Below are 25,636 nucleotides of genomic sequence, written 5' to 3' on the forward strand. Positions count from 1 at the left end.
GCATTGCCAATCAACACCATCAACTCAATCCAGTTCTTCTGATAGCGCCTTCCGTGCCACTGCCGGGTCCCTGTGTCTGGGGTCTGGATAGCCGAGCCGTGGGTGCGAACTCGGAGGACGCTACCAAAAGGAATACAGACAATATGAACATCGACATCAAGCACAAGCACGCCGGCCACATCATCGTCATCGAAGGACACGCCTTCAAAGCAGACGACCGGGGCCAATGGAACCTGACGGACATTTGGCGGACCTTGAGACTTCCGAATGGTAAAGCTCCAGCACAGTGGCGAACCAAGCAAGCCAAGCGAATGGAAGCTATGCAGAATTTGCACAGCTCCAATGGCACAGGCTCTCGGGCGACCAAGCGCGCAGCCATCGCATACGCTGCGTGGGTATCGTCGGAGTTCGAGGATATGGTGTTCGACGCCTTCGAAGCGATTCTTGAGATTCCGGAGGTAGCCTTGGCGGTCGCCAATAAGATGGCATCGCTCGGCAAGGACCACAGCGCGGGTATCGTCAAGCGCATGAGCTTCAATGACAAGTGCGATTGGAAAGCAGTCAAGCGTGGCCCACAAAACCAAAGTGCTGCCGCCAAGGCATACCGTAGACAGCAAGCGGAATGGGAGCGCTTGGCATCTCAGGCTCGACGCAACATCGCTCGGACAGGAATGTGACAGCAATCCGCACAGCTAAGTCCAATGTCCACACGCTGGTCATCTCGTGACGCAGCCCTGAACCGCCTACAGTGAAGGGGCAACGGGGGATAAAACGCCCGCGTTGACTGCCAAGAGCCCTAACGAAAATCCGAAAGAAATTTCCAAGAGGTCATCTCATAGAACACAAAGGCTGGAAGTCCCCCGTGGCCGCCCTCTCCCCGTGGATTCACTATGGGGGGGAGCGGCAAACGTCCAAAAATATGTGGTCCCTGTGATCGGGCCATAGTTGCGCAGCACAGCGACCACTAAGCTGCCTTCAGGTCTCGCCCTGAGGCCCCCGACATCTTGCGCCATCACCTTGCCAGACCTCCAATGGATCATTGCGGATCGCTGTGCCGATTTCATTTGGGTACACCCTTGAGAACACACTCCATGAACACATCTGGCCGCCCGCATCCGTATTCATTAGGATTGACTTTTTATTTGAATACATACAGCATTTCAACCTCTAAACCCTATTGAACACACAAAGTGAGGCTATAGATGGCGCAGGTCGGTTACAAGCGTGTGAGTTCGGCAGACCAGAACACAGCCCGACAGTTGGACAGCGTTGCGCTGGATGAAATCTTCGAGGATCAGCTAAGCGGCGCCACTACGGAGCGCCCAGCACTTCAGGAGATGCTGCGCTACGTTCGGAAAGGCGACACCATCCATGTTCACAGCATCGACCGACTCGCCCGGAGCCTCAAGGATTTGCTGGAACTGGTCGAGGATTTAAAGTCACGTGGGGTGCAGCTTCATTTCCACAAGGAAGGCTTGATCTTCACGAGCGAGAAGAATCACACGCAGGACCTGATGCTAAGCATGATGGGTGCGGTTGCTCAGTTCGAGCGCAGTATGATCCGTGAAAGGCAGGCTGAGGGGATCGCCAAGGCGAAGGCCTCTGGGGTCTACAAGGGCCGAAAGAAGTCCTTAGACGATGAAGCGATCCGAGCGGCTGTTGCCGGTGGCTTGAGCTTTAGGAAAGCCGCAGAGGAACTGGGGGTAGGACTGAGTACTGTACAGAGAGCAATGAAAGGCAGAGGGAACGCTGCAATGTAATTGGGAGTAAGCAGCCCAATCAGCATGGTGGTAGTCTCCCCATAGGCCCCCTGAAAGCTCCAGCCCCTCTGCCTATCTGTAAATGATAAGCAGCTCCAGTGAAACCCACATGGTTTGAAAGAATGGCAGGAGGGGTGGCATAGTGGCACTACACAGAAAACAATGACAAGGATAGTGCTATGTCAGTAGTGTTAAACGGATTGCAACAGTTCTTCGGGTTGGCTACTAATCCGATCATCTTCACTGGCGCTGGGGTCTCCGTCCGAGCAGGCCTACCAACGTGGAAAGGGCTGATAGTCCAACTGGCTGAACAGTTGCGGCAGGCTGACTCCCTTACTTGCCAATTGATGCTACAGTGTGTTGAGGATGGCAACTACACGACTGCAATCGATTACTTTAACATCACGAAGAAAATGGTTGAGGGGGAAAAGCTAAAGTTACTGAAAGCACAGTTCAGCTCCTTCGATGCAAAAAAAATATCTGCTGTAGGCCAACTGCCTTTCAAGGCATGCGTAACAACTAATTTTGATAGAAGCATACTTGACGCCATTGCTATTGCTCGCCAGACTACGGCCGTTGATTACAAATATGGCGATGCATCGTTCCGGCAAGCTCAATGGGAGGATGGGTTGTTTGTTGCGAGGATTCATGGTGCAGCAGAGTTTCCCGCCTCAATCATCCTGTCTGATGGTCAATTCGATAATCTATTAAAAGATGATACTTACAAAGACTTCTTACGGGACTGCTTTGTAAATCGAAATGTTTTGTTTATGGGCTTTTCGTTTTACGACCCAGCAATTAAATACATCTTTAATGAGATTGACAAACGCTTTGGCCCCGCAACACCTGGTAGGCACATGGCGCTTCTTCCTGAAGATATCAGCTCAGAGTTCCTTTCAAAAGCAAGTCGTTTGAATATAGATATTGTGAAGTATGATTCTGCAAATAATCATGAGGCACTATGGGAAGGAATTAAGTCATTTAATAAAGTAAAGAAACCCGCAGCAAACCCCACTATGACGACAACCAGAACACCCTTTGATGCTACTAAGCATTACCTTGCGGCCTGTTATTCGCGCGCAAAGACACAGGATAGCTCGACAGCTTTGCGTCACGTAGTAATTGAAGGGATTGTTTCAGCGATGCTGCAAGAGGCAGCGCCTGGGTCAATCACTCGTAGTGATATCTTAGAAAAAATTAGGCTTCAGCTTGGGTTAAAAGGTAGGGACGCCGAAGCAATATTGAACAGGGCAACCAAGTCCCTCATTGAGGACGGACTTTGCGTTAAGCAGAAAGGATCAAATGGGTCGGGGATTCGCTACGCCTGGAAAGGTGAGCCAGTTCAAGAAAGTATGCTTGACGCTTCCATTAGAACATTATGCCGAAGCTTTGTGGATCGTGCATATCTGGAAGAAAAGTGGACCGTACCTGAACCGATTATTGCTAAGATCGTTACACTTTTCAATCACTTGATAAAGCGGAGAGGCTGGGATCTGGGAGCGGCTTTTGCATCGGGCCGAGCGCCAGAAAACATCTCGTTAGAGGCTGCACTTGCTGAATGCAATTTACGTCTGGTTACATTTGATCAGCAGCGTGTACTGCAGATTCTAAAAAATATGTTGTTCCATCCGACTACAGAGGAGTCAAAGCTCTTAGGTGAGCTGGGTAGGATCAGCTTTGCAATGGAGCTTGCGTTTCATGCCCCGGAACGCACTTTACTTCACAAAATGGTTTTGCCACGTGATATTTACTTTGATGCCAACGTCCTGTTACCGGCACTGGTGCCTGGACATCCCTTTAGCCAGGTTTATAAAGAGGCAATCAAGAGCCTGAAGGAAGCAGCGTCCTCTGCGGCTGTAACTGTTAATCTTAATGTCTGCTCAGGGTATCTCAACGAGGTGATTAGCCATCGCAACCTGGCAATTACATACTACAATGAAGCTGGTTCTGACTTTGGCAGAATTGCTCGAAGCGATGCTTTGTATAACGGTGTTAGCAACCTCAACGTATTCGTCGGGGCGTACGCGAACTGGGCGAACCAACATGGTGAAGTTGATTTTTTAAAGTATCTTGCAGAGCACGCTCCTTATCGCGATGAGGCAGCCCTCAGGACGTTTCTGACGAAACAAGGTTTTACAGTTATTTCAGCGAGAAAAGGGCCTCATTACCCAGAGTATTATGCGGCACTGGAGAAAGCTTATGCAGATCCGCTCACTGCAGGTAAGCGTCCAATTTTAATAGAGCACGACTCCATACAACTGGCTATTCTTCGGGAGAAGTTGGAGCACGGGGATCGCTCCCTGTTTGTGACCAGCGATCGAAAGTTACAAAGCATTGTATCTAAAATCCAAGGACCATCTGTATTAGAAGCAATTGTTGGCCATGTAGGCCTTATTCAACTCATTGAGATTATGTTGGGAGGAATTTCGGAAGGTGCGGGTCTGACAGAGCTGCTCTGGAGTTCAAAAATATCAAATGGTACTCAAGCAATACGTTCTCATCTCGTCTCGCTGGGGTTATCTCAATATGATGACGGCATTGCAATGACGATGCCTGAGATAATTGAGCAGTTTTCCGAGCTTGCGTCCTCTGAGCTTGAACGTGCAGGCGCCGACCTTGACGCCTATGATCCCAAGAGACGGGTGCAGGCATTTAGAACCCTTGGTGCGCTTGAAGAAAGCTATATGAAGAGTATGCATGAGGCAGCTCGAAAGTTAGAAGAACGGCTGCAGGAAACTTAACATCACATAAGCTTATCATCTGCTTTGAGCTAAAAATCATGCGGATGTTAGGGCTGAGGCAGGGGTCCGATCAGTTGGATCCCTATGACTAAAGCTGGAGTACAGACAAAAATTCGCCCTCACTAACCTCTTAGCTGCTATTTTTTGAATGCTCAGGCAGTCCGTGAGTGCATCGTTTTTCCGGTCGTAGTCTGACAGCGTGCAGCATCCGATGATCATTTTTGGGGAGCATATGCAGAAACAATCCGTGCCCCTAATGCCAGACCATCAGCTCTACACAGATGCAGTGGCGGCACTGAAGCGCTCTCACGAGGCTCAGCGCAACAATTCTCCCGCAGAGGCAGTGAAGCGATTGCGTTTGATTGCAGAGTTGTTGTTCCAGGCGGCGACAGATTACCAGCTCTCATCCCTCGGTCATCAGCCTCTCAAGCCCCATTGAGTCGACCGTATCTGGGGTGCATATCGTCTGAAGGAGTGCTTGCTCCCGCTTATCCAGCCCAGATGGGATGTCACAAGCTTCGGTACAATGAGCCTTCATTTCCGAGCTTCGAGGACTACGGTGGAGTTTCTGCCGACACCTTGCGTCCATACATAGACCGCATAACAAATTATGAGTAACTAAAGGTAGACGCCGATGTAGCATCAACGGCAAATGCTCGCCAACTGTCACCAACGCTGTCACCATGTTGTCACCAGTAACCCTTGAGGTCCGCTATGAAGCCCGCTACGCTTGGCCTCCCGCCAACACCCAATCAGTTCTGGGCCAACCCGGAAAACTTCGGCAAATACTGGTGGTGATTCCCGTGAGCGCATCCATTTGCCCCTGCGGCAGCGGCAACCTGCTGGACACCTGCTGCGGCCATTACCACGCCGGCCAGCCCGCGCCTTGTGCCGAGGCGCTGATGCGCTCGCGCTACAGCGCCTATGTGCTGGGCCTGGTCGACTATCTGGTGGCAACCACACTGCCGATCCAGCAAGGTGGCCTGGACCGCCAGTCCATCGCCGACTGGAGTGCACAAAGCACCTGGCTGGGCCTGCAGGTGGAAGGCTCGGAAGTATTCGGCGGCCAGCCCGAGCACGCCTTCGTGACCTTTACCGCGCGCTGGCACGACAGCGGCGGCGAACACAGCCACCGCGAGCGTTCCGCCTTCGTGCAGAACGGCGGGCGCTGGTACTTCATCGACCCGACCGTGACGCTCAAGGCCGGGCGCAACGACGCCTGCCCCTGTGGCAGCGGGCAGAAGTACAAGAAGTGCTGTTCGAGCTACCTGGCCGGCTGAGCCCGCTCAACAGAGTTTCAGGTGGGAAGTGTCAGGCACCTCGGGCGCTGCCGGCGCCGGGATCTGTCCCATGTCGCTGCCCACCGGTGCCACGCTCAAACCCGACAGGTCAAGCACCGGGGCGACAGCTGCGGGCCTCGGGTCCTGCATGTCGCTGCCGACCTCGGCAATCGCATAATCCGGTGCATCGACCTCGCTGAACGCTGCCATGTAGGCATCACGCGGCACCACCCGGGCACGGCCGGCCGATTCGGGAACAGCGCTCATCTGGACCTCTTCCATCGGCATGGCCAGCACTTCAACGCGCGCCCCGGCCCGCTCGATGGTCGAACGGTACTTCTCGGCCGCCGCCGCATCGAGGTTGTTCTTCAACACCAGCCGGCGTCCGGAGAACAGCAGCTCGATGCGCTGGGCATCGGCCTGGAACAATCGCGCCAGGTTGCTGCGTACCTGTTCGGCCGGGGCATCGGGAAGCAGCTCGCCGCTGAAGACAATCTCGTAAAGGCTCATGACCACACTCCTGTGCGCCGGCTCGTTCCATCGCCGGCCGGCCTTGAGTATCGCCCAGGATGTTTTACCGCCACAACCCGCGGCCATCGGGCTAGACTGGGCTTCGAGAGGAGGAAGCCATGCACTCAAGGACACTCGGTACGCTCGCCCTGCTGGTCATCCTGGCGCTGTCCGGCTGTGCCTCCTGGCTCGATGCCGGGCCGCGGGACCCCGTGGTGAGCGTGGTGCGGGTGGAACTGGTCAAGGCCAGGCTGTTGCAGCAGAAATTCAAGCTGCACTTTCGCATCGACAACCCCAACGACAACACCCTGACCGTGCGTGCCCTGCACTATCGGATCTATCTGGACCAGTGGCTGCTGGCCGAAGGCGATTACGACCGCTGGCTGACCGTGGAGCCCAACAGCCGGGCATTCTTCGTGGTGCCGGTACGGACCAACCTCTGGCAGCACATGAAGCCGTTGGCCAGGCGCCTGGAAAAAATCGACAAGCCGATTCCCTATCGACTGGAGGGCACCCTGGAAACCGGATTATTCATCGGCTATGACGTGCACCTGGAGCACAAAGGCGAGATAATTCCCGGCGATCTTATTTCGGAGTAGTTCCAGCATGACCCAGCAACCTCACGTCCACGGCCCTGATTGCAACCATGATCATGATCATGCCCATCACGATCATGACCACGGCCATGTTCACGGTCCGCACTGCAACCACGCGCACCAGGAGCCGGTCCGCAACGCCCTGAAGGACGTGGGCCGCAATGACCCGTGCCCATGCGGCAACGGCAAGAAATTCAAGAAGTGCCACGGCGCCTGAGGCCTGTCTGAGGCCTGTTTGAAAGACAGGCTGTGGGCAGCCCAGAGACTGTGGGAGCAGGATTCATCCGCGAAGAACCAGCACGCGGTTATCCTGAATAATCGCGTTGCCTGGTTCGCGGATGAATCCGGCTCCCACAAGCTTCTGGTACACACAAGATATTTGCCTGGCTCCCACAAGCTGCTGGTGATCGTGTCCCAGGACGTGGTGTAACTCATCATGGCTCTGGCCACTGAGTTTGCCGTTTAGTTGATCACGGCCGACAGCTTGGCCTGCGGATTATCGCTGACCGCCTCGAAGGCCTCCAACTGCATATAGCGCCGTTGCAGGCACCACTCGTCGTTCTGCTCCAGCAGCATTGCCCCAACCAACCGTGTAATCGCCGGATCGTTGGGGAAGATGCCCACCACTTCGGTACGCCGCTTGATCTCAGCGTTTAGCCGTTCCAGCGGGTTAGTGCTGTGTAACTGCTGTCGATGTGCCTTCGGGAAGGCCATGTGCGCCAGCACTTCATCTTCGCAGCCGTCCATGAGCGTGGCGATCTTGGGGTATTTCTCACGAAGTTGATCAGCCACCAGCCGCCATTGCTGATGGCATTCGGTTCGACTGTCCTGGGCAAACACCGTGCGCAGCAAGGCCGCTACCATGGTGCGCTGGCCCTTGCCGACATGGGCCATGGCATTGCGCATGAAGTGAACGCGACAGCGTTGCCAGGTCGCGTGGAAAACCTTGGAAACAGCGGCCTTGAGCCCTTCGTGAGCGTCAGAGATCACCAGTTTCACACCCCGCAGCCCGCGTCGCATCAGGCTTCTCAGGAAGTCCGTCCAGAACGGTTCGGCTTCCGACGGGCCAACCCGCATACCCAGCACCTCGCGCCCGCCGTTGGTGTTCACGGCCACAGCGATTATGACGGCGACCGAGACGATGCGCCCGGCCTCCCGCACCTTGACGTAGGTAGCGTCAATCCACAGGTAGGGCCAATCGCCCTCAAGCGGTCGATCAAGGAAGGCGTGGACGCGCTCATCGATCTCGCCAGCGAGCCTGGATACTTGGCTTTTCGAGATGCCGGACATGCCCATGGCCTTGACCAGTTCGTCGACCGAGCGCGTCGAAACGCCCTGGATATAGGCTTCCTGGATCACGGCTGCCATGGCCTTTTCGGCGGTGCGTCGTGGTTCGAGAAAACCGGGAAAATAGCTGCCCTGGCGCAGCTTGGGGATCTTCAGGTCAACGTCGCCAGCGCGAGTTTGCCAGAGGCGATCGCGGTAGCCGTTGCGGCTGTTTGTTCGGTCAGGGCTTTTGACGTCGAAACCGGCGCCGCACAAGCCCTCGACGTCGAACTCCATCATGCGCTGGGCAACAAACTGGATCATTTGCTTGAGCAGATCAGCGTCTGCCCCTTTCTCAACCAACTCGGTCAATGCGATAGTGGGCTTGGTCATCGTGGTTTCCTGGTGAAGGTTAAGTCCGCAAACTCAACGTTAGCCAAGAACCACGATGACCCACCTCTTTCGCCCGCAGGGCGCCTTCGGTTGGTTCAGTTACACCACTTCTAGGGACACGATCCTGCTGGTAGACACAAGATGTGTGCCTGGCTCCCACAAGCTGCTGGTAGACACAAAATATGTGCCTGACGCCAACGACTGTGGAAGCCGGCGGTCCGGCGCCCCGGTTTATCCGCGAAAGGGGCCTCCAGGGCCCGCCTATCAGCAGGGAATCAAAGACAGTTGGCCCCCACAGCCCCGGCTGCCACAGGCTGCACTTCTGTCCCTAATCCTCGCGTCGTTCGAAAGCCAGCGTCACTTCCAATCCTCCGCCCTCGCGATTGCGCAAGGTCATCCGCCCACCATGGGCCGCCGCGATGGTGTGGGCAATACTCAGTCCCAGGCCGTAGCCGCCGGTTTTCGCATTGCGTGACCCCTCGATCCGATAGAACGGCTCCACCACCTGCTCCAGCAACGCCTCGGGAACCCCCGGACCACGATCGCTGATGACGATCCGCAACTGCTGCGGCTGATCCTCGATCCGCACCACCACCTCACGGCCATAACGCACCGCGTTCTCCAGCAGGTTCTGCACGCAGCGCTTGAGGCTGCGGGCATAGCCGGGCATGGGCCGCTGCGCCGAGCCCTCGACGAGGATCGGCTCGCCGATATCCTGCAGGTCGGCCTGCAGGCTGCGCAGCAGCGCGTTGATATCGATCTGCTGGCGCTCCTCGTTCACCTCCCCGCTGCTGACGAAGTCCAGTGTGCTGGAGACCATGTGTTCCATGTCCTCCAGATCTGTACGAAAACGCTCCTTGACCTGGTTGTCCTCAAGCATCTCGGTACGCAGGCGCAGCCGGGTGATTGGCGAGCGCAGGTCATGGGAGATCGCCGCGAGAAAGCGGGTACGCTCGGCAATACTGGCGATCAGTTGCTGCTGCATGACATTGAAGGCCTGGGCCGCGCGCCGTACCTCGGTCGGCCCGTCCAGTGGCAGCGGCGGCCGGCGGATGTCCCGGCCCAGCGCCTCGGCGGCCTTGGCCAGGGCGTTCAACGGGCGGATCGCCAGGCGTACCGCGAGCAGGGCGAGCATCACCACCACGATGATCCGCAGCAGGTAGATGCGCATCACGTAGTCGAACAGCAGGTCCAGCGGCGAAGTGCTGGTCCAGCCCTGCTCCTCGCTGGCCTCCACCAGCAGCCAGCGACCGTCCGGCAGGCGCAGGTCGATCAGGAAGCGGCCGATGGCCGGGCGTGTGCCGAACAGCGTGGACAAGCCGGCGACCTGCCCCTGCTGATCCACCACTGACAACTGCAACAGGCGCAGGGTCTGCGAATAACCGGTCTTCTCCGACAACACCTTGTTCAGCAATCGCTCGGTACCCAGGTCCTTTTCACTCAGGCTGCCGGGAACAGTGCTGGGGTGCTCGCTCAAGGTCAGGTGGAAGTTCGGTGAATCGATCAGTCCTATCAGGCTGTCCGCCTGGCGTGGGTCCAGGTGCGAGAGGCGCACGATATTGGCCAGCCGGGTGGCGATCAACCGGGTGGGGATCTCCAGCACCTGGCTGTGGCGCACGTCATACCAGATACTGCTGGTGAGGATCTGCGCCGCCAGCATGCCCGTCACCAGGATCAGCACCAGCCGGCCGAACAGCGAGCTGGGCCACACTCTCACGACTGGGGTTCCACGTCGGTGGCGGTCAACATGTAGCCCTCGTTGCGCACCGTCTTGATCAGGCTCGGCTCCAGTTGCTGGCGCAGGCGGCTGATGCACACGTCGATCGAGCGGTCGAACGGCGTGCTGTCCTTTTCGAACACGTGGTTGAGCAGGAAATCCCGGCTCAGCGGCCGGTTGGGGTGTTGCAGCAGCAGGCGCAGCACACGGAAATCGGTATTGCCCAGGCTGATCACCAGCCCCTGCGGGGACAGCAACTGGCGGGCCCGGGTGTCGAGCTGCCAGCCGGCAAAGCGAATGGTCGGCACATCGTCGATCCGCGCCCGCTCGGGGAAACTCTGGGCCCGGCGCAGCACCACCTTTATACGAACCAGCAGCTCCCGGGGGTCGAACGGCTTGGGCAGGTAGTCGTCGGCGCCCAGCTCCAGGCCGAGGATGCGGTCCACCAGGGTACCGCGGGCGGTGAGCATGATCACCGGGGTGTTGGAGGTCACCCGCAGCTCGCGGCACAGGCTCAAGCCATCTTCCCCCGGCAGCATCAGGTCCAGGACGATCAGGTCGATGACGTTCAGTTCCAGGCGTCGGCGCATCTCCTTGCCGTCACAGGCGGTGGAGGTCTGGTAGCCGGCGCTGGTCAGGTATTCGGACAACAACTGACGGATTTCCGGATCGTCATCGACGATAAGCAGGTGATCGGGCTTGGTCATGGAAAGAGGTAGGCATCCGAGAAAAACTACGAGATAGCCGAAAGTGCTCGGCCCGTAGAAATGAAATGTAATGGAATGTGTTGGGAGGCGTTTGTATGCGATTGCAATACAAAGCACGCCCCGTCCGCCGAGACTGGCTCTTTAGACTACCGAATCTAAATAAGATTGATTTTAATTTAGCACAGGTCGTCCCGCATGCCACCGTCGTTCCCGTCCTCCACCTCACGCCTGCAACCCCTGTCCCTGCCCGGTACCCTGGCCCCGGTTTTCGGCCTGATGGCCATGGGTGCGCTGCACCCTGCCATGGCCCAGGAAACGGAAACACCCGGCGCCCTGACCCTGCCGGACCTGAAGGTCGAGGGTGAATACAGCTCGCCGTTCAAGGTCGATCGTGCCAGCTCGGCCAAGCTCAGCCAGCCGCTGCTCGACACCCCGCAGAGCGTCACCGTGGTGCCGCAACAGGTACTCAAGGAGCAGAACGCCCAGAGCCTGCAGGAAGTACTGCGCAACGTACCGGGCATCACCTTCATGTCCGGCGAAGGCAACCTCGGCTGGGGCGACATGTTCTCGATCCGTGGCTTTTCCTCGGAGCAGAGCCTGACCGTGGACGGCGTGCGCGATGCCGGCATGTCGACCCGCACCGACACCTTCAACCTGCAGCAGGCCGAGGTGTTCAAGGGAACCGGCGCCATCGAGTCCGGCGTCTCGGCCGTCGGCGGCAGCGTCAACCTGGTCAGCAAGGAAGCCCACCTGGGCGACAGGAACAAACTCTCGGCCGGCGTTGGCAGCGACAACTACCGGCGCCTCACCGCCGACCTCAACCACGAATTGAACGACACCACCGCCCTGCGGATCAACCTGATGCGCCACTACAACCAGGTGGCCGATCGCGACGACGTCGACTACGACCGCTGGGGCCTGGCCACCTCCCTGGGCATGGGCCTGGGCACGCCGACCCGGGTGTTCGTCGACCTGTTCTACCAGAAGGACAACAACACCCCGGACACCGGCCTGCCGATCCAACGCGGCACCAACGGCGACACCATGCCCGGCGTGAAGCGCTCCAACTGGTACGGTGACTCGAGCCTGTACACCCAGCAGACCGAAACCCTGTCGCTGACCGCACGCCTGGAGCATGACTTCGACAACGACGCCAAGCTGAAGAACCAGATCCGCTGGGAACGCACCGACAACTTCTCGGTGCTGTCGCCGGCGCGTTTCTTCGCCGCCAACGCCAACGGCCAGAAAACCTGCACCGGTACCCGCTGCGCGACCCTGGGCTATACCGGGGTCGGTGCAATCAGCCAGGTCCCCGGCTCGACCGTCAATGCCTATACCGACTACATTGCCAACGGCAACACCGCCTACGGCATCCTGCGTGGCTCCGACTACGGCCAATCCAAGCGCTACACCATCCTCGACAACCAGACCGACTTCAGCTTCGGCTTCAACACCGGCAGTGTTTCCCACGCCGTGGTCAGCGGCGTTGAGCTGTACCACGAGACCTACGGTGGCCTGAAACGCAACGCCGAAGTCCCCGCCGGCGATATGTTCTTCGACATGGCCGATCCGCAGCACAGCTTCGCCAGCACCTGGGTGACCAAGGGCGAAGGCGAACCGCGTTCGATCATCGACAACGCCGGCCTCTACGTGGGCGATACGGTGACCCTGAACGACCAGTGGCAGGTGCTCGGCTCGCTGCGCTACGACCACTGGCGCGCCCAGACTACCCAGCGTGGCCAGGCCGATATCAGCAGCACCGATGGCGCCGTGAGCGGACGCGCCGGCGTGGTCTACAAGCCGCTGCCCAACGGCAGCATCTATGCCTCCTACAGCGAGGCGGCGGAGCCCTCGGCGATCGGGGCCTCGACCAACAACCAGATCTACGGCGCCTCGACCACCAGCAACTACTCGCCGGCCAAGTCCAAGACCTACGAGGTCGGTACCAAGTGGGACCTGTTCCACGACCAGGTGAACCTGACCGCGGCGCTGTTTCGCACCGAGCTGGAAAACTCCTGGGAATACCAGAGCGGCGAAACCGCACCGGTGCGGGCACTGCCGGCCAAGCGCGTCGACGGCGTCGAGCTGGGCCTGCAGGGCAACATCACCCCCGAGTGGACCGTGTACAGCGGCTTCTCCGCCCTCAAGAGCGTACAGACCAAGGGCGCCAACAAGGGCGCCGAGGCCAAGAACGTTCCTGACCTGACCGCCAACCTGTGGACCACCTACAAGGTCACCGAAGACCTGAGCCTGAGCTACGGCGCCAACTACGTCGGCCGCCGGCGCTACAGCGACAACAAGTATGTCGGTGGCCTGAACAACAACAGCAGCTACGCCACCGGGCCAGCCGGGGTCTACGCGATCTACGTCAAGGACAACGAAAAGGCCCCCAGCTACTGGTTGCATAACCTGGCGGCGCAGTACCAGATCAATTCGCAGACGCGGGTCAACCTGAACCTCAACAACGTGTTCAACAAGTTCTACTACAGCCAGGTCGGCGCTTCGCTGGACGGCTTCCAGCTGTACGGCATCCCCGGGGCTGGCCGGACGCTGACCGCCAGCGTCGACTACGAGTTCTGATCCATGCTGATCGAGGTTCCTGAACTGTTCAGCGCCGAGCAGGCCCGCGACATGCTCGCTGGCCTGCTGGCCGAGCCCTGGATCGATGGCAAGACCACCGCCGGGCTCGCCTCGGCGCGGGTCAAGCACAACCGGCAGTTGCCCGAGGACTCGGCGCTGGGGATTCGCCTCGGCGAACGCATCCTCAAGCGGCTCTCGGACAACGCGCTGTTCATGTCCGCCGCCCTGCCGAAACGGATCTACCCGCCGCTGTTCAATCGCTACAGCAACGGCGAGTCGTTCGGCCTGCACATCGACAACGCCATCCGCGGCCTCAAGGGCGTGCGCGAACGCGTGCGCACCGACCTCTCCGCCACCTTGTTCCTGGCCGATCCGGCCAGCTACGACGGTGGCGAGCTGGTGATTCGCGACACCTTCGGCGAACACGCCGTGAAGCTGCCGGCCGGGCACCTGGTGCTCTACCCCGGCAGCAGCCTGCACAAGATCAATCCGGTCACCCGTGGCGAACGGGTCGCCGCGTTCTTCTGGATCGAAAGCCTGGTCCGCGAAGACAGCCAGCGCAGCCTGCTGCTGGACATGGATGTGGCGATCCAGCGCCTGAGTGCGCAACACGCCGACGAACTGTCGCTGCTGCAACTGAGCGGCGCCTACCACAACCTGCTACGGCGCTGGAGTGACGTCTGATGCGCCGCCTGCCCCTCCCGGAGAAATCGTGATGATCAAACCCCGTGCGCTCCTGCGCCTGAGTGCCCTGTTCACCGTCCTGCTGCTTGGCCCCGTCGCCGCGGCCTCGGCCCATGAAGTCACCGACGTGCTGGGCCGCAAGGTCGATGTGCCGGACCACGTCCAGCGTGTGGTGCTCGGTGAAGGCCGGCTGATTTCCGCCTTTGCCCTGCTCGACCGCGAGGCCCCGTTCCAGCGGATCGTCGGCTGGCAGAACGACCTGCGCCTGCTCGACCCGAACACCTACGCGGCCTATGCCGCCAAATTCCCCAAGGTCAAGGATATCCCGTTGATCGGCCAGGCCTCGGAGCAGAGCGTCAGCGCCGAGGAAATCCTCAGCCTCAAGCCCGACCTGGCGGTGTTCAGCATCTCCGGGCACGGCCCGACCGAACACAGCCCGGTCGCCGATGTGCTGGCCAAGGCCGGCATCGCGGTACTGTTCGTCGACTTCCGGATCAACCCGATCAAGGGCACCCACGTCAGCCTCGAATCCCTCGGCCAGGCCCTCGGTCGCGAAGCGCAGGCCAAGGCCTACCTGGACTTCTACGACCAGCATGTGAAGGCCATCACCGACAAGGTCGGCAACCTGCCGGACAGCCAGCGGCCGAAAGTCTTCCTCGAACTGCTCGCCGGCGCCTGGCAGGCCCCGGGGCACACCACCGGCAAGAGCGGCATGGGTGAAGTGATCCGTACCGTCGGTGGCGTGAACATCGCCGAAGGCGTGGTGCCGGGTGCTCTCGGTGATGTCAGCGTCGAATACGCACTCAAGGCCGATCCGGACCTGTATGTCGCCACCGGCAACCACAAGCCGGGCCTGGTCCTGGGTGCCGGGGTCAGCCAGACCGAAGCCCGCACGGCCTTCGACACGGTGCTGGCACGTCCCGAGTTCAAGAACCTGCGGGCGATCCGCAGCGGCAACGCCCACGGCCTGTGGCATGACTTCTACAACTCGCCGTACAACCTGCTGGCGATCGAGGCCCTGGCCAAGTGGACCCACCCTGAGCTGTTCGCCCAGTTGAATCCACAGGACACCCTGGAGGCGATGAACAAGCAGTTCCTCGACACCCCGATCAAGGGCGCGTACTGGATCGATGCGCCAACCAAGTAATTTCCTTCAACCCTGAGGAACAGGGCTGCCGGAACGGCTTCGACACTGATTCCATGTGGTGAGCGGGCTTGTCGGGACGCCGCACCGCCGCGCTCGGCTGCAAGGCAGCCGTAAACCGGAGAACTCGGTCTATCTGATAGACCGGGTTTTCCGGTTTCAGGGGAACTGCGTTCCCCAGCGGGGGCAAGCCCCCTCGCCACAGAGTCAGTGAACAGCCAACATCCGCGTACTGCCCGCCTGACCGTGATGACTACATCCCTGAACGCTTCACCCCTGGACCTGGCCGCTGCCAGCCAGGGTTATCGCCGCCTCCTGCTGCGCCGCCTGTGGTTGCTGGTGCTGCTGGGCGGCGCCCTGCTGTGCGCGATGCTCGTCGACCTGGCCAGCGGCCCTTCCGGCATGGGCCTGCCCGCCCTGCTCGATGGCCTGCTGCACCCTGACCACCTGAGCCTGACCGACCAGGTGATCATCTGGAACGTGCGCCTGCCCTACACCCTGATGGCCGTGCTGGTCGGCTGCGCGCTGTCGCTGGCCGGGGCGGAGATGCAGGCGATCCTCAACAACCCGTTGGCCAGCCCCTTCACGCTCGGCGTGTCATCGGCGGCAGCCCTCGGCGCCTCGCTGGTGATCGTGTTTCCGCTCGCCACCGCCTGGCTGTCGAACAATACGGCCATCTCCGTCTCGGCCTTCGTCTTCGCCGCCGCCTCGGTCTTCCTGCTACAGGCCATGTCACGGCTGCGGGGTGCCGGGGTGGAAAGCCTGGTGCTGTTCGGTATCGCCCTGGTCTTCAGTTGCAATGCGATAGTGGCGCTGCTGCAACTGGTCGCCACCGAAGACGTGCTGCAACAGCTGATCTTCTGGACCCTGGGCAGCGTGACCCGGGCCAACTGGGACAAACTGGGCATTCTCGCGTTGGTGATCGCCCTGGTCATGCCGTTCTCCTTCGCCGCAGCCCCGCGCCTGACCCTGCTGCGCATGGGCGAGGACCGTGCGATGAGTTTCGGCGTCGATGTGAAGCGCCTGCGCTTCGCTTCATTGTTGCGCATCAGCCTGCTGTCGGCGACGGCGGTGGCCTTTGTCGGCACCATCGGTTTCATCGGTCTGGTCGGTCCGCACATCGCCCGCATCCTGGTCGGCGAGGACCAGCGCTTCCTGCTGCCGGCCAGCGCCCTGGTCGGTGCCCTGCTGCTTTCGCTGTCGTCGATCGCCAGCAAGCTGATCATGCCCGGCGTGGTCGTACCGGTGGGGATCGTCACCGCGCTGGTGGGCGTACCGATCTTCGTCGTGCTGGTGTTCAAGCGTGGGAGGCAACTATGAGTGAGCAAGCACAGGGCCTGGCAGTCGAGCATGCGGTGATTGGCTACGGCCGGCGCCAGGTGGTCCGCGACCTGAGCCTGCCGATATTGCAGCCGGGCACGCTGACCGCCCTGATCGGCCCCAACGGGGCCGGCAAGTCGACCCTGCTGCGCGGGATCGCCGGCCTGGAAAAGATGAGCGGCAGCGTACGCCTGCAAGGTGAGGACCTGGCTCGTCTATCGGTGGCGGAACGGGCCCGGCGGGTCACCTACATGCCGCAGAACCTGCCGCCGGGCCTGAGCCTGAGCGTGATGGAGAGCGTGGTTGCAGCCTTGCGTGTCGGCCGCCTGTCGCACCAGCAATGCCTGGACGAAGCGTTCAGTGCCCTGCAGCGCATCGGGATCACTCACCTGGCGGACCAGTGGTTGAGCAGCCTGTCCGGGGGCCAGCGCCAGCTGGTCAGCCTGGCGCAACTGATCGCCCGCCGGCCACAGGTGATGCTGTTGGACGAGCCCACCAGCGCCCTGGACCTCAACTACCAGTTGAAGGTGATGGCCTGCGTGCAGTCGCTGGTACGTGAACACCGGTTGATTGCCGTGGTGGTACTGCACGACATCAATCTCGCTGCCCGCTATGCCGACAACCTCGCGGTGCTGCGCCAGGGACAACTGTTCGCCAGCGGTGCGCCGCAGGATATTCTCGATACCCGGCTGTTCGCCGAAGTCTATGGTGTCGAGGCACGGATCGAGCGCTGCTCACGGCAGACCCTGCAGATCCTGGTGGATGAGGCGATGGGCGGATCCTGATGTACGAGGCGATCCGGGGCGGCGCTATTCCTGTGGGAGCTTCCAGGATTCGGGGCAAGACTTGCCGGCCTCTTCGCGGATGAATCCTGCTCCCACGGTTTTATGCTGCTCACCGACCTTGTGACCACGGCCGTTCGATGTGGGAGCCAACTGTCTTTATTCCCTTGCTGATGAGCAGCAGAACATGCTCCCAGGAAACGGCGGACACCGCAGAGCTGTGGGAGCCGGATTCATCCGCGAAGAGGCCGGCAAGCCTTGCGCAGAACCACAGAATCTCCCACAGGACAATCCAAGCAAACGTCTATCGGCCCATCACCTCGGCAGCGGACACCACCGTCGCGTACTCGCCATGCAGGTTGCCCAGGGACATGGCGTGCACCTCCTGGGCGGTGCGCAGTTGGCCGAAATAATCCGGCTTGTCGAAGGTGTAGCAGGCATCCTCGACCACCCGGGTGGCGAAGCCAAGATTGCCTGCAGTGCGCGCCGTCGCCTCCACCGAGTTGTTGGTCGCCACGCCGACAATCACCAGTTGACCGATTTGCGCCGCCTGGAGCCGGGCCTGGAGAGCGGTGGCGCAAAAGGCATCCGGCACCTGCTTCTGGATCAGCCATTCACCCGGCAACGGCCGAAACCGTTCCTGAAACTCGACCCCCGACTGGCCAGGCCAGAACACCGATTCCGACGAACGGGACAGATGCTGCACGTGCACCACCGGCCAGCCGTTTTCGCGCCAATGCTCCAGCAACTCGGCGATCCGCTCCTCGGCCGCAGGGTTGTTGCGTGGCCCGAGCCGGGGCTGAAGAATGCCCTGCTGCTGGTCGATCACGATCAGTGCGGCACATATCCCGGTGGTCATCGTTCTTTCGCTCCCTGTCCGACAAGAACCGACAGGATCGCATAAAACCGCAAAATAACCGCAGCCCCCGTCTTGCGCGGCCTGGTCCCGCTCACTAACGTAGCGCCTTTACTGACGCTACCCCCGCAGGAGCCTTGCCATGGCCTCGCCAGCCTACCCTCTCTTTTTCAAAAAATGTGGCGTCGCCGCCGCCGTGGCAGGCCTGCTCGGCCTGGCCGGCTGCCAGTCCTGGAACGCCCAGGACAGCCTGCCACCGACTTCCGGCGTGCAGCCGATCAAGGGCCTGGCGCAGAACGTGTCGGTACGCCGCAACACCCTGGGCATGCCGCTGATCGAAAGCAACAGTTTCCATGACGCACTGTTCACCCTGGGTTACGTCCATGCCAGCGACCGCATCACCCAGATGGTCACCCTGCGCCTGCTGGCCCAGGGTCGCCTGGCCGAGATGAACGGTGCCGAGGCCCTGGACACCGACCGGTTCATGCGCGCGGTCAACCTGAAGAAGAGCGCCGGCGAGCTGTACAACGCCGCCTCGCCACGCCTCAAGCGCTTCTTCGAGGTCTACGCCCGGGGCGTCAACGCCTATCTGTTCCGCTACCGCGACAAGCTGCCACCGGACCTGGCCCGTACCGGCTACCTGCCCGAATACTGGAAGCCGGAGGATTCCGCGCTGATTTTCTGCCTGCTGAACTTCCAGCTCTCGGCCAACCTGCCGGAAGAGATTTCCTCGCTGGTGATCGCCCAGAAAGCCGGGATCGACAAGCTCGCCTGGTTGACCCCGAGCGCTCCTGACGAGCCGCTGCCACAGGCCGAGGCGGACAAGCTCAAGGGCATCGCGCTGAGCCAGGTCAGCGGTCTCGCCGCCGTCGACAAGGCCTCTGCACAGGTCAGCGCCCTGAACGGTTTCGGCGCCGGCACCTCGACCAACTGGGCCATCGCCCCGCAACGCAGCCGCAGTGGCAAGAGCCTGCTGGCCGCCGACCTGCAGCAACCGACCAGCGCTCCCGCCGCCTGGAACTACGTGCAGATCCGCGCCCCGAAGTACCAGGCCGCCGGTCTGTCGGTGGCCGGCCTGCCAGCGATTCTCTCCGGCTTCAACGGCAAGGTCGCCTGGAGCCTGGCGGCAGTGCCGGGCGACAGCCAGGACCTGTTCCTCGAGAAGCTCAAGCGCCAGGGCAACGCGCTGTATTACGAAGCCGACGGCAAATGGCTGCCGGCCATCGTGCGCAACGAGACCTACTTCATCAAGGGCCAACGCTCGATCCGCGAGACCGTCTACGAAACCCGCCACGGCCCGCTGCTCAACAGCGCCCTGGGCGACGCACCGCTGGCCGGAGGCTACGGCCTGGCCCTGCAGACGGCGCCGCTCAAGGACGACAAGAGCCTCGATGCGTTCTTCGACCTGTCCCGCGCACAGAATGCCGAGAAGGCCTCCGACGCCAGCCGGGAAATCCGCGCCATCGCCCTGAACATGATCTTCGCCGACGCCAGCAATATCGGCTGGCAGGTCACTGGCCGCTATCCGAACCGCCGCGAAGGCGAAGGCCTGCTCCCCTCACCGGGCTGGGATAGCCGCTTCGACTGGGACGGCTATGCCGATGCGATGCTCCACCCCTACGACCAGACCCCGCCGCAAGGCTGGCTCGGCACCGCCAACCAGCGCACCGCGGCCAAGGGCTACGGCATGCAGCTTTCCAACGCCTGGTACTACCCGGAGCGTGGCGAGCGCCTGGCGCAACTGGCCAGCGCCGGCAAGCAGGACACCCGCAGCACCATCGCCATGCAGTACGACCAGAGCACCACTTTCGCCAACAAGCTGAAGAAGATGTTCGAGGCCCCGGGCATGGCCCAGCCGCTCAAGCAGGCCATCGACGCGCTGCCGGAAGCCGAACGCGCCAAGGCGCGTGAAGCCCTCAGCCGGTTGATGGCGTTCGACGGCAAGCTCAGCCCAAGCTCGGCCGACGCCGCGCTGTACGAGCTGTTCCTGCAGGAAAGCATGAAGCAGATCTTCCTCGACGAACTCGGCCCGGAAAACGGCCCGGTGTGGCAGGCCTTCATCGCCAACGGCCGGCTGTCCTATTCGGCCCAGGCCGATCATCTGCTGGGGCGTGAGGACAGCCCGTTCTGGGACGACAGCCGCACCCCGCAGAAGGAAGACAAGCCCGCGATCCTCGCTCGCAGTCTGGCCGCCGCGATCAGCGCCGGTGACAGCCAGTTGGGCACGGACCACAAGGCCTGGCAGTGGGGCAAGCTGCATCGCCTTGACTGGAAGAGCGCCAGCGGTCAGAGCCTGCGTGGCCCGGTCCAGGTCGGCGGTGACCACACCACCCTGAACACCACGGCCTACCTGTGGGGCGGCAACAGCTTCGAGACGGTGCTGGCACCGGCGGTGCGGATGATCGTCGACTTCGGCCAGACCGAACCGATGACCGGCCAACAGAGCCCCGGTCAGTCCGGCAACCCGGCCAGCCCGAACTACGCCAATGGCCTGGATGCCTGGCTGAAGGCCCAGTACGTCAGCTTCCCGATGCAGCCACAAAACCTCGACAGGGCCTACGGCACCAGTCGCCTGACCCTGACACCGGGTAAGTAGGTCCGGCGCGCGCGAAGCAGGGATTGCGGTTGCGGTTGCGGTTGCGGTTGCGGTTGCGGTTGCGGTTGCGATGATTGTGGCGAGCGGGCTTGCCCGCGCTCGGCTGCAAAGCAGCCGTAAACCTGGCGACCGGTTCTCCCTGGCACAGCGAGGGAAGGTTTAGGGGCTGCTCTGCAGCCCAGCGCGGGCAAGCCCGCTCGCCACATCACTCATCCCTCATCACCCATCACCAGGCACCCATCACCAGGCACCGGTCATCACCTCAAATCACACAATGCCAACCCTGTGATGCGCGATATCCTTACTACAAATTTTTTGCACCATTAAGGTGCGCGAGTTTTTTGCTGCCCGTTTTCGGGCATGATGAGCTGGCTTGTAGCCATATTCCTACCTTTTAAAACGCTTGTTCGGGACTATGGTTCGGAAATTGCTACTTTTATCCGGTCATACGCGTTCCAGTAACAGTACTTCGTGCGCCACAAGCGCTCATTTTGGTCTTCAGGGATTAAATAATGAAAAAAGCATTGCTGACCCTTTCCGCACTGGCTCTCTGCATGGGCGCAGGCGTCGCCATGGCCAAGGAATACAAGGAACTGCGCTTTGGCGTGGATCCGTCCTACGCCCCCTTCGAGTCCAAGGCCGCTGACGGCAGCCTGGTCGGCTTCGACATCGATCTGGGCAATGCCATCTGCGCCGAGCTGAAAGTCAAATGCAAATGGGTCGAAAGCGACTTCGACGGCATGATTCCCGGCCTCAATGCCAACAAGTTCGACGGCGTGATCTCGTCGATGACCGTGACCGAAACCCGCCAGAAGGCCATCGACTTCTCCAGCGAACTGTTCTCCGGCCCAACCTCCCTGGTGTTCAAGAAAGGGGCGAACTACTCCACGCCTGAATCCCTCAAGGGCAAGACCGTGGGCTACGAGCAAGGCACCATCCAGGAAGCCTACGCCAAGGCCGTGCTGGACAAGGCCGGTGTGACCACCAAGGCCTACGCCAACCAGGACCAGGTCTACGCCGACCTGACTTCCGGCCGTCTCGACGCCTCGGTACAGGACATGCTCCAGGCCGAACTGGGCTTCCTGAAGTCCCCGGCCGGTGCTGGCTACGAAGTCAGCAAGGCCATCGACGACCCACTGCTGCCATCGAAAACCGCGATCGGTATCAAAAAAGGTAACAAGGACCTCAAGGCTCTGCTGGACAAAGGTATCGAAGCGTTACACAAGGACGGCAAGTACGCCGAAATCCAGAAGAAGCACTTTGGCGACCTGAATCTGTATAGCGGGAAATAATCCCCTGGGCGCCCCCTGCAAAAGGGGGCGCTTTCTTGACGGCCAAAGGCACACGTTCATGTTCGACAACCTCCTGCAAACCCTGGGGCTCTCCGCCTTCAGCTTGAAGGGCTTCGGCCCGATCCTGCTGGAAGGTACCTGGATGACCATCAAATTATCGATACTGTCGCTGCTGGTGAGCGTCCTGCTCGGCCTGCTCGGCGCCAGTGCCAAGCTTTCCAGCATCAGCCTGCTGCGCCTGCCGGCGCAGGTCTACACCACCCTGATCCGTGGCGTACCCGACCTGGTGCTGATGCTGCTGATTTTCTACAGCCTGCAAACCTGGCTCTCCAGCCTGACCGACGCCATGGATTGGGACTACATCGAGATCGACCCGTTCGCCGCCGGGGTCATCACCCTGGGCTTCATCTACGGCGCCTATTTCACCGAAACCTTCCGCGGTGCGATTCTCGCCGTGCCTCGCGGGCAACTCGAGGCCGCCACGGCCTATGGGCTGACCCGGGCCCAGCGCTTTCGCTTCGTGACCTTCCCGCAGATGATGCGTTTCGCCCTGCCGGGAATCGGCAACAACTGGATGGTGATCCTCAAGGCCACCGCACTGGTCTCGATCATCGGCCTGGCCGACCTGGTCAAGGCCGCCCAGGACGCGGGCAAGAGCACCTATCAACTGTTCTATTTCCTGGTACTCGCCGCCTTGATCTACCTGCTCATCACCAGTGCCTCGAACTATGTCCTGCGCTGGCTTGAACGACGTTATGCCGCAGGTAGCCGGGAGGCCGTGCGATGATCGAACTGCTCGAACAATACTGGCGCCCGTTCCTCTACAGCGACGGCCAGCACATCACCGGCCTGGCCATGACGATGTGGCTGCTCAGTGCCTCGATCTTCATCGGTTTCCTGCTTTCGATCCCACTGTCGATCGCCCGCGTCTCGCCCAAGCGTCGCATCCGCTGGCCGGTGGAGTTCTACACCTACCTGTTCCGGGGTACGCCGCTGTATATCCAGTTGCTGATCTGCTACACCGGGATCTACAGCCTGGAAGCCGTGCGCAACCAGCCGTTGCTCAACTCGTTCTTCCGCGATGCGATGAACTGCACCATCCTCGCCTTCGCCCTGAACACCTGCGCCTACACCACGGAGATCTTCGCCGGGGCGATCCGCAGCATGAACCATGGCGAGGTCGAGGCGGCCAAGGCCTACGGCCTCACCGGCTGGAAGCTCTACGCCTATGTGATCATGCCCTCGGCGCTGCGGCGCTCGCTGCCGTACTACAGCAACGAAGTGATCCTGATGCTGCACTCGACCACCGTGGCGTTCACCGCGACCATCCCGGATATCCTGAAGATCGCCCGGGACGCCAACTCGGCGACCTACATGACCTTCCAGTCGTTCGGCATCGCCGCAGTGATCTACCTGGCGATCACCTTTACCCTGGTCGGCCTGTTCCGACTGGCCGAGCGGCGCTGGCTGGCCTTCCTCGGCCCGGCTCACTAGGAATTTCCCATGCGTCATGTCACTCACGAACTGCTGGCCCCCGTACCGGGTACCGCACGGCAGATCCACAGTTTCCACTTCGGCCCGGAACGGGCCGAACGCAAGGTCTATATCCAGTCGTCGCTGCATGCCGACGAGCTGCCCGGCATGCTGGTCGCCTGGCACCTCAAGCAGCGCCTGGCCGAGCTGGAGCAGGCCGGACGCCTGCGCGGCGAGATCGTGCTGGTGCCGGTGGCCAACCCGATCGGCCTGGAACAGGTGCTGATGGACGTGCTCCTGGGCCGCTACGAACTGGAAAGCGGGCAGAACTTCAACCGCTGGTTCGTCGACCTCAGCGAAGAAATCGGCAACCGCATCGAACAACAGCTCAACGATGATCCGCGGCACAACCTGCTGCTGGTCCGCCGTGAGCTGAAGGCGGCCCTGGCCGCCGAGGTCCCGGCCACCCAGTTGCAGTCCCAGCGCCTGGCCCTGCAACGGATCGCCTGCGATGCCGACATGGTGCTCGACCTGCACTGCGACTTCGAGGCCGTGACCCACCTGTACACCACGCCCGAGGCCTGGCCGCAGGTCGAGCCACTGGCCCGCTACATCGGTTCCGAAGCCAGCCTGCTGGCCACCGACTCCGGCGGCCAGTCGTTCGACGAGTGCTTCACCCTGCTCTGGTGGGACCTGCAGCAACGTTTCGGCGAGCGCTTCGCGATGCCCATGGGCAGCTTCTCGGTCACCGTCGAGCTGCGCGGCCAGGGTGATGTCACGCACCCGCTGGCGAGCCAGGATTGTCAGGCGATTCTCGACTACCTGACCCAGTTCGGGGTGATCGACGGCGAGATCGCGCTGCCGCCGGCATTGCGTTATCCGGCGACGCCACTGGCTGGGGTCGAGCCGGTCGCCACGCCGTTCGGCGGCCTGCTGGTGTTTCATGCCCTGCCAGGCGAATACCTGGAGGCCGGGCAACTGATCGCCGAGATCATCGACCCGATCAGCGACCGCGTCACCCCCGTTCACTGCAGCACCGCGGGCCTGCTCTACGCCCGCTCGCTGCGCCGCATGGCGACCGCCGGCATGGTCATCGCCCATGTTGCCGGCCGCGAAGCCTATCGCAGCGGCTATCTTCTTTCTCCTTGAGGTACCCATGTACAAACTGACCATTGAAGGCCTGCACAAGAGCTATGGCGACCACGAGGTGCTCAAGGGCGTCTCGCTCAAGGCCAAGACCGGCGATGTGATCAGCCTGATCGGCGCCAGCGGCTCGGGCAAGAGCACCTTCCTGCGTTGCATTAACTTCCTGGAAACGCCCAATGACGGCGCCATGACCCTCGACGGCCAGGCCATCCGCATGGTCAGCGACAGGAATGGCATGCGCGTCGCCGACGAAGCCGAACTGCAGCGCATCCGCACCCGCCTGGCGATGGTGTTCCAGCACTTCAACCTGTGGAGCCACATGAGCGTGCTGGAGAACATCACCATGGCGCCGCGCCGGGTGCTGGGCGTTGATCGCAAGGAAGCCGAGGACCGTGCCCGCCGCTACCTGGACAAGGTCGGCCTGCCGGCGCGGGTCGCCGAGCAGTACCCGGCGTTTCTTTCCGGCGGCCAGCAGCAGCGGGTGGCGATTGCCCGGGCACTGGCGATGGAGCCGGAAGTGATGCTGTTCGACGAACCGACCTCGGCGCTCGACCCGGAGCTGGTGGGCGAAGTGCTGAAGGTGATCCAGGGCCTGGCCGAGGAAGGCCGGACGATGATCATGGTGACCCACGAAATGAGCTTTGCGCGCAAGGTGTCGAGCCAGGTGCTGTTCCTGCACCAGGGGCTGGTGGAAGAACAGGGAGCGCCCGAGGACGTGCTGGGCAACCCGCAGAGCGAGCGGCTGCGGCAGTTCCTCAGCGGTAACCTCAAGTAATTGGGGAAGGTTTCAGGG

Annotated in this window: 22 protein-coding genes; 17 read left to right on the forward strand and 5 right to left on the reverse strand. The window is 61.0% G+C overall.

Annotated elements, in window-relative coordinates; translation table 11 throughout:
- The first annotated feature begins 143 nt into the window (after nt 1-143).
- The 4 genes from HU752_RS26675 to HU752_RS26690 all read left to right on the forward strand — a co-directional run bounded on the left by HU752_RS26675 (nt 144) and on the right by HU752_RS26690 (nt 5,781).
- The gene (locus tag HU752_RS26675; protein WP_186688778.1) at nt 144-677 is read left to right on the forward strand and encodes a KilA-N domain-containing protein; all 534 of its coding nucleotides are present in this window, start codon (nt 144-146) and stop codon (nt 675-677) included.
- Between the two features lie 525 nt (nt 678-1,202).
- Complete coding sequence (locus HU752_RS26680) at nt 1,203-1,760, forward strand: recombinase family protein (protein ID WP_186688776.1); 558 nt, start codon at nt 1,203-1,205, stop codon at nt 1,758-1,760.
- Nucleotides 1,761-1,939: 179 nt separating this feature from the next.
- Entirely contained in the window at nt 1,940-4,501 is a 2,562-nt protein-coding gene (locus HU752_RS26685; protein WP_186688774.1) for an SIR2 family protein, read from the forward strand.
- Between the two features lie 803 nt (nt 4,502-5,304).
- Nucleotides 5,305-5,781 (forward strand): YchJ family protein, encoded by a 477-nt coding sequence (locus tag HU752_RS26690; protein WP_186688772.1) that lies wholly within the window; start codon nt 5,305-5,307, stop codon nt 5,779-5,781.
- Between the two features lie 6 nt (nt 5,782-5,787).
- On the opposite strand, the gene HU752_RS26695 is transcribed toward HU752_RS26690, so the two are convergent.
- Complete coding sequence (locus tag HU752_RS26695; protein WP_186688770.1) at nt 5,788-6,291, reverse strand: hypothetical protein; 504 nt, start codon at nt 6,289-6,291, stop codon at nt 5,788-5,790.
- Nucleotides 6,292-6,410: 119 nt separating this feature from the next.
- Here HU752_RS26695 and HU752_RS26700 point away from each other — a divergent pair, with 119 nt between their 5' ends.
- Both HU752_RS26700 and HU752_RS26705 read left to right on the forward strand, forming a co-directional pair.
- Entirely contained in the window at nt 6,411-6,890 is a 480-nt protein-coding gene (locus HU752_RS26700) for an LEA/WHy family protein (RefSeq protein WP_186688769.1), read from the forward strand.
- A gap of 7 nt (nt 6,891-6,897) precedes the next feature.
- A complete protein-coding gene (locus HU752_RS26705) occupies nt 6,898-7,104 on the forward strand; it encodes an SEC-C metal-binding domain-containing protein (RefSeq protein ID WP_186688766.1) in 207 nt (68 codons plus the stop codon).
- A 245-nt stretch (nt 7,105-7,349) separates the two neighbouring features.
- Here HU752_RS26705 and HU752_RS26710 read toward each other — a convergent pair whose 3' ends face one another.
- The 3 genes from HU752_RS26710 to HU752_RS26720 form a co-directional block, all read right to left on the reverse strand.
- Nucleotides 7,350-8,546: an IS256 family transposase gene (locus HU752_RS26710; protein WP_217838493.1), complete on the reverse strand. Its 1,197-nt coding sequence runs from the start codon at nt 8,544-8,546 to the stop codon at nt 7,350-7,352.
- A 328-nt stretch (nt 8,547-8,874) separates the two neighbouring features.
- Nucleotides 8,875-10,263, reverse strand: coding sequence for an ATP-binding protein (locus HU752_RS26715; RefSeq protein WP_186688034.1), 1,389 nt, complete (start codon nt 10,261-10,263; stop codon nt 8,875-8,877).
- The gene (locus HU752_RS26720) at nt 10,260-10,970 is read right to left on the reverse strand and encodes a response regulator (protein WP_186688037.1); all 711 of its coding nucleotides are present in this window, start codon (nt 10,968-10,970) and stop codon (nt 10,260-10,262) included. The genes HU752_RS26715 and HU752_RS26720 overlap by 4 nt, the downstream gene beginning before the upstream one ends.
- A 195-nt stretch (nt 10,971-11,165) precedes the next feature.
- On the opposite strand from HU752_RS26720, the gene HU752_RS26725 reads away from it, so the two are divergent.
- The 5 genes from HU752_RS26725 (at nt 11,166) to HU752_RS26745 (ending at nt 17,483) form a co-directional block, all read left to right on the forward strand.
- Nucleotides 11,166-13,550, forward strand: a complete 2,385-nt coding sequence (locus tag HU752_RS26725; RefSeq protein ID WP_186688039.1) for a TonB-dependent receptor — start codon at nt 11,166-11,168, stop codon at nt 13,548-13,550.
- 3 nt (nt 13,551-13,553) lie between these two features.
- Nucleotides 13,554-14,234, forward strand: coding sequence for a Fe2+-dependent dioxygenase (locus tag HU752_RS26730; RefSeq protein ID WP_186688040.1), 681 nt, complete (start codon nt 13,554-13,556; stop codon nt 14,232-14,234).
- A gap of 31 nt (nt 14,235-14,265) precedes the next feature.
- Nucleotides 14,266-15,381 carry an ABC transporter substrate-binding protein gene (locus tag HU752_RS26735; protein WP_186688041.1) on the forward strand — a complete coding sequence of 372 codons (1,116 nt, stop codon included), beginning with the start codon at nt 14,266-14,268 and terminating at the stop codon, nt 15,379-15,381.
- Between the two features lie 246 nt (nt 15,382-15,627).
- The gene (locus tag HU752_RS26740; RefSeq protein WP_186688042.1) at nt 15,628-16,698 is read left to right on the forward strand and encodes a FecCD family ABC transporter permease; all 1,071 of its coding nucleotides are present in this window, start codon (nt 15,628-15,630) and stop codon (nt 16,696-16,698) included.
- Nucleotides 16,695-17,483 carry an ABC transporter ATP-binding protein gene (locus tag HU752_RS26745; RefSeq protein WP_186688043.1) on the forward strand — a complete coding sequence of 263 codons (789 nt, stop codon included), beginning with the start codon at nt 16,695-16,697 and terminating at the stop codon, nt 17,481-17,483. The genes HU752_RS26740 and HU752_RS26745 overlap by 4 nt, the downstream gene beginning before the upstream one ends.
- A gap of 301 nt (nt 17,484-17,784) precedes the next feature.
- Here the strand turns inward: HU752_RS26745 and HU752_RS26750 are convergent, their stop codons facing one another.
- On the reverse strand, nt 17,785-18,339 hold the full coding sequence (locus HU752_RS26750) for a cysteine hydrolase family protein (RefSeq protein WP_186688044.1): 555 nt from the start codon (nt 18,337-18,339) through the stop codon (nt 17,785-17,787).
- Between the two features lie 139 nt (nt 18,340-18,478).
- Between HU752_RS26750 and HU752_RS26755 the strand changes: the two genes are divergently transcribed.
- The 6 genes from HU752_RS26755 (at nt 18,479) to HU752_RS26780 (ending at nt 25,618) form a co-directional block, all read left to right on the forward strand.
- Entirely contained in the window at nt 18,479-20,932 is a 2,454-nt protein-coding gene (locus tag HU752_RS26755) for a penicillin acylase family protein (RefSeq protein WP_186688046.1), read from the forward strand.
- Nucleotides 20,933-21,444: 512 nt separating this feature from the next.
- A complete protein-coding gene (locus HU752_RS26760; protein ID WP_054056619.1) occupies nt 21,445-22,224 on the forward strand; it encodes a transporter substrate-binding domain-containing protein in 780 nt (259 codons plus the stop codon).
- Nucleotides 22,225-22,282: 58 nt separating this feature from the next.
- Complete coding sequence (locus HU752_RS26765; protein ID WP_186688048.1) at nt 22,283-23,011, forward strand: ABC transporter permease; 729 nt, start codon at nt 22,283-22,285, stop codon at nt 23,009-23,011.
- A complete protein-coding gene (locus tag HU752_RS26770) occupies nt 23,008-23,718 on the forward strand; it encodes an ABC transporter permease (protein ID WP_186688051.1) in 711 nt (236 codons plus the stop codon). Before HU752_RS26765 ends, HU752_RS26770 begins: the two co-directional genes overlap by 4 nt.
- Nucleotides 23,719-23,727: 9 nt before the next feature.
- Nucleotides 23,728-24,846, forward strand: a complete 1,119-nt coding sequence (locus tag HU752_RS26775) for a succinylglutamate desuccinylase/aspartoacylase family protein (protein WP_186688054.1) — start codon at nt 23,728-23,730, stop codon at nt 24,844-24,846.
- 7 nt (nt 24,847-24,853) lie between these two features.
- Nucleotides 24,854-25,618 (forward strand): ABC transporter ATP-binding protein, encoded by a 765-nt coding sequence (locus tag HU752_RS26780; protein ID WP_186688057.1) that lies wholly within the window; start codon nt 24,854-24,856, stop codon nt 25,616-25,618.
- Nucleotides 25,619-25,636 lie beyond the last annotated feature (18 nt).

Origin of the sequence: Pseudomonas vanderleydeniana (genome assembly GCF_014268755.2) — a bacterium.
GTDB lineage: Bacteria > Pseudomonadota > Gammaproteobacteria > Pseudomonadales > Pseudomonadaceae > Aquipseudomonas > Aquipseudomonas vanderleydeniana.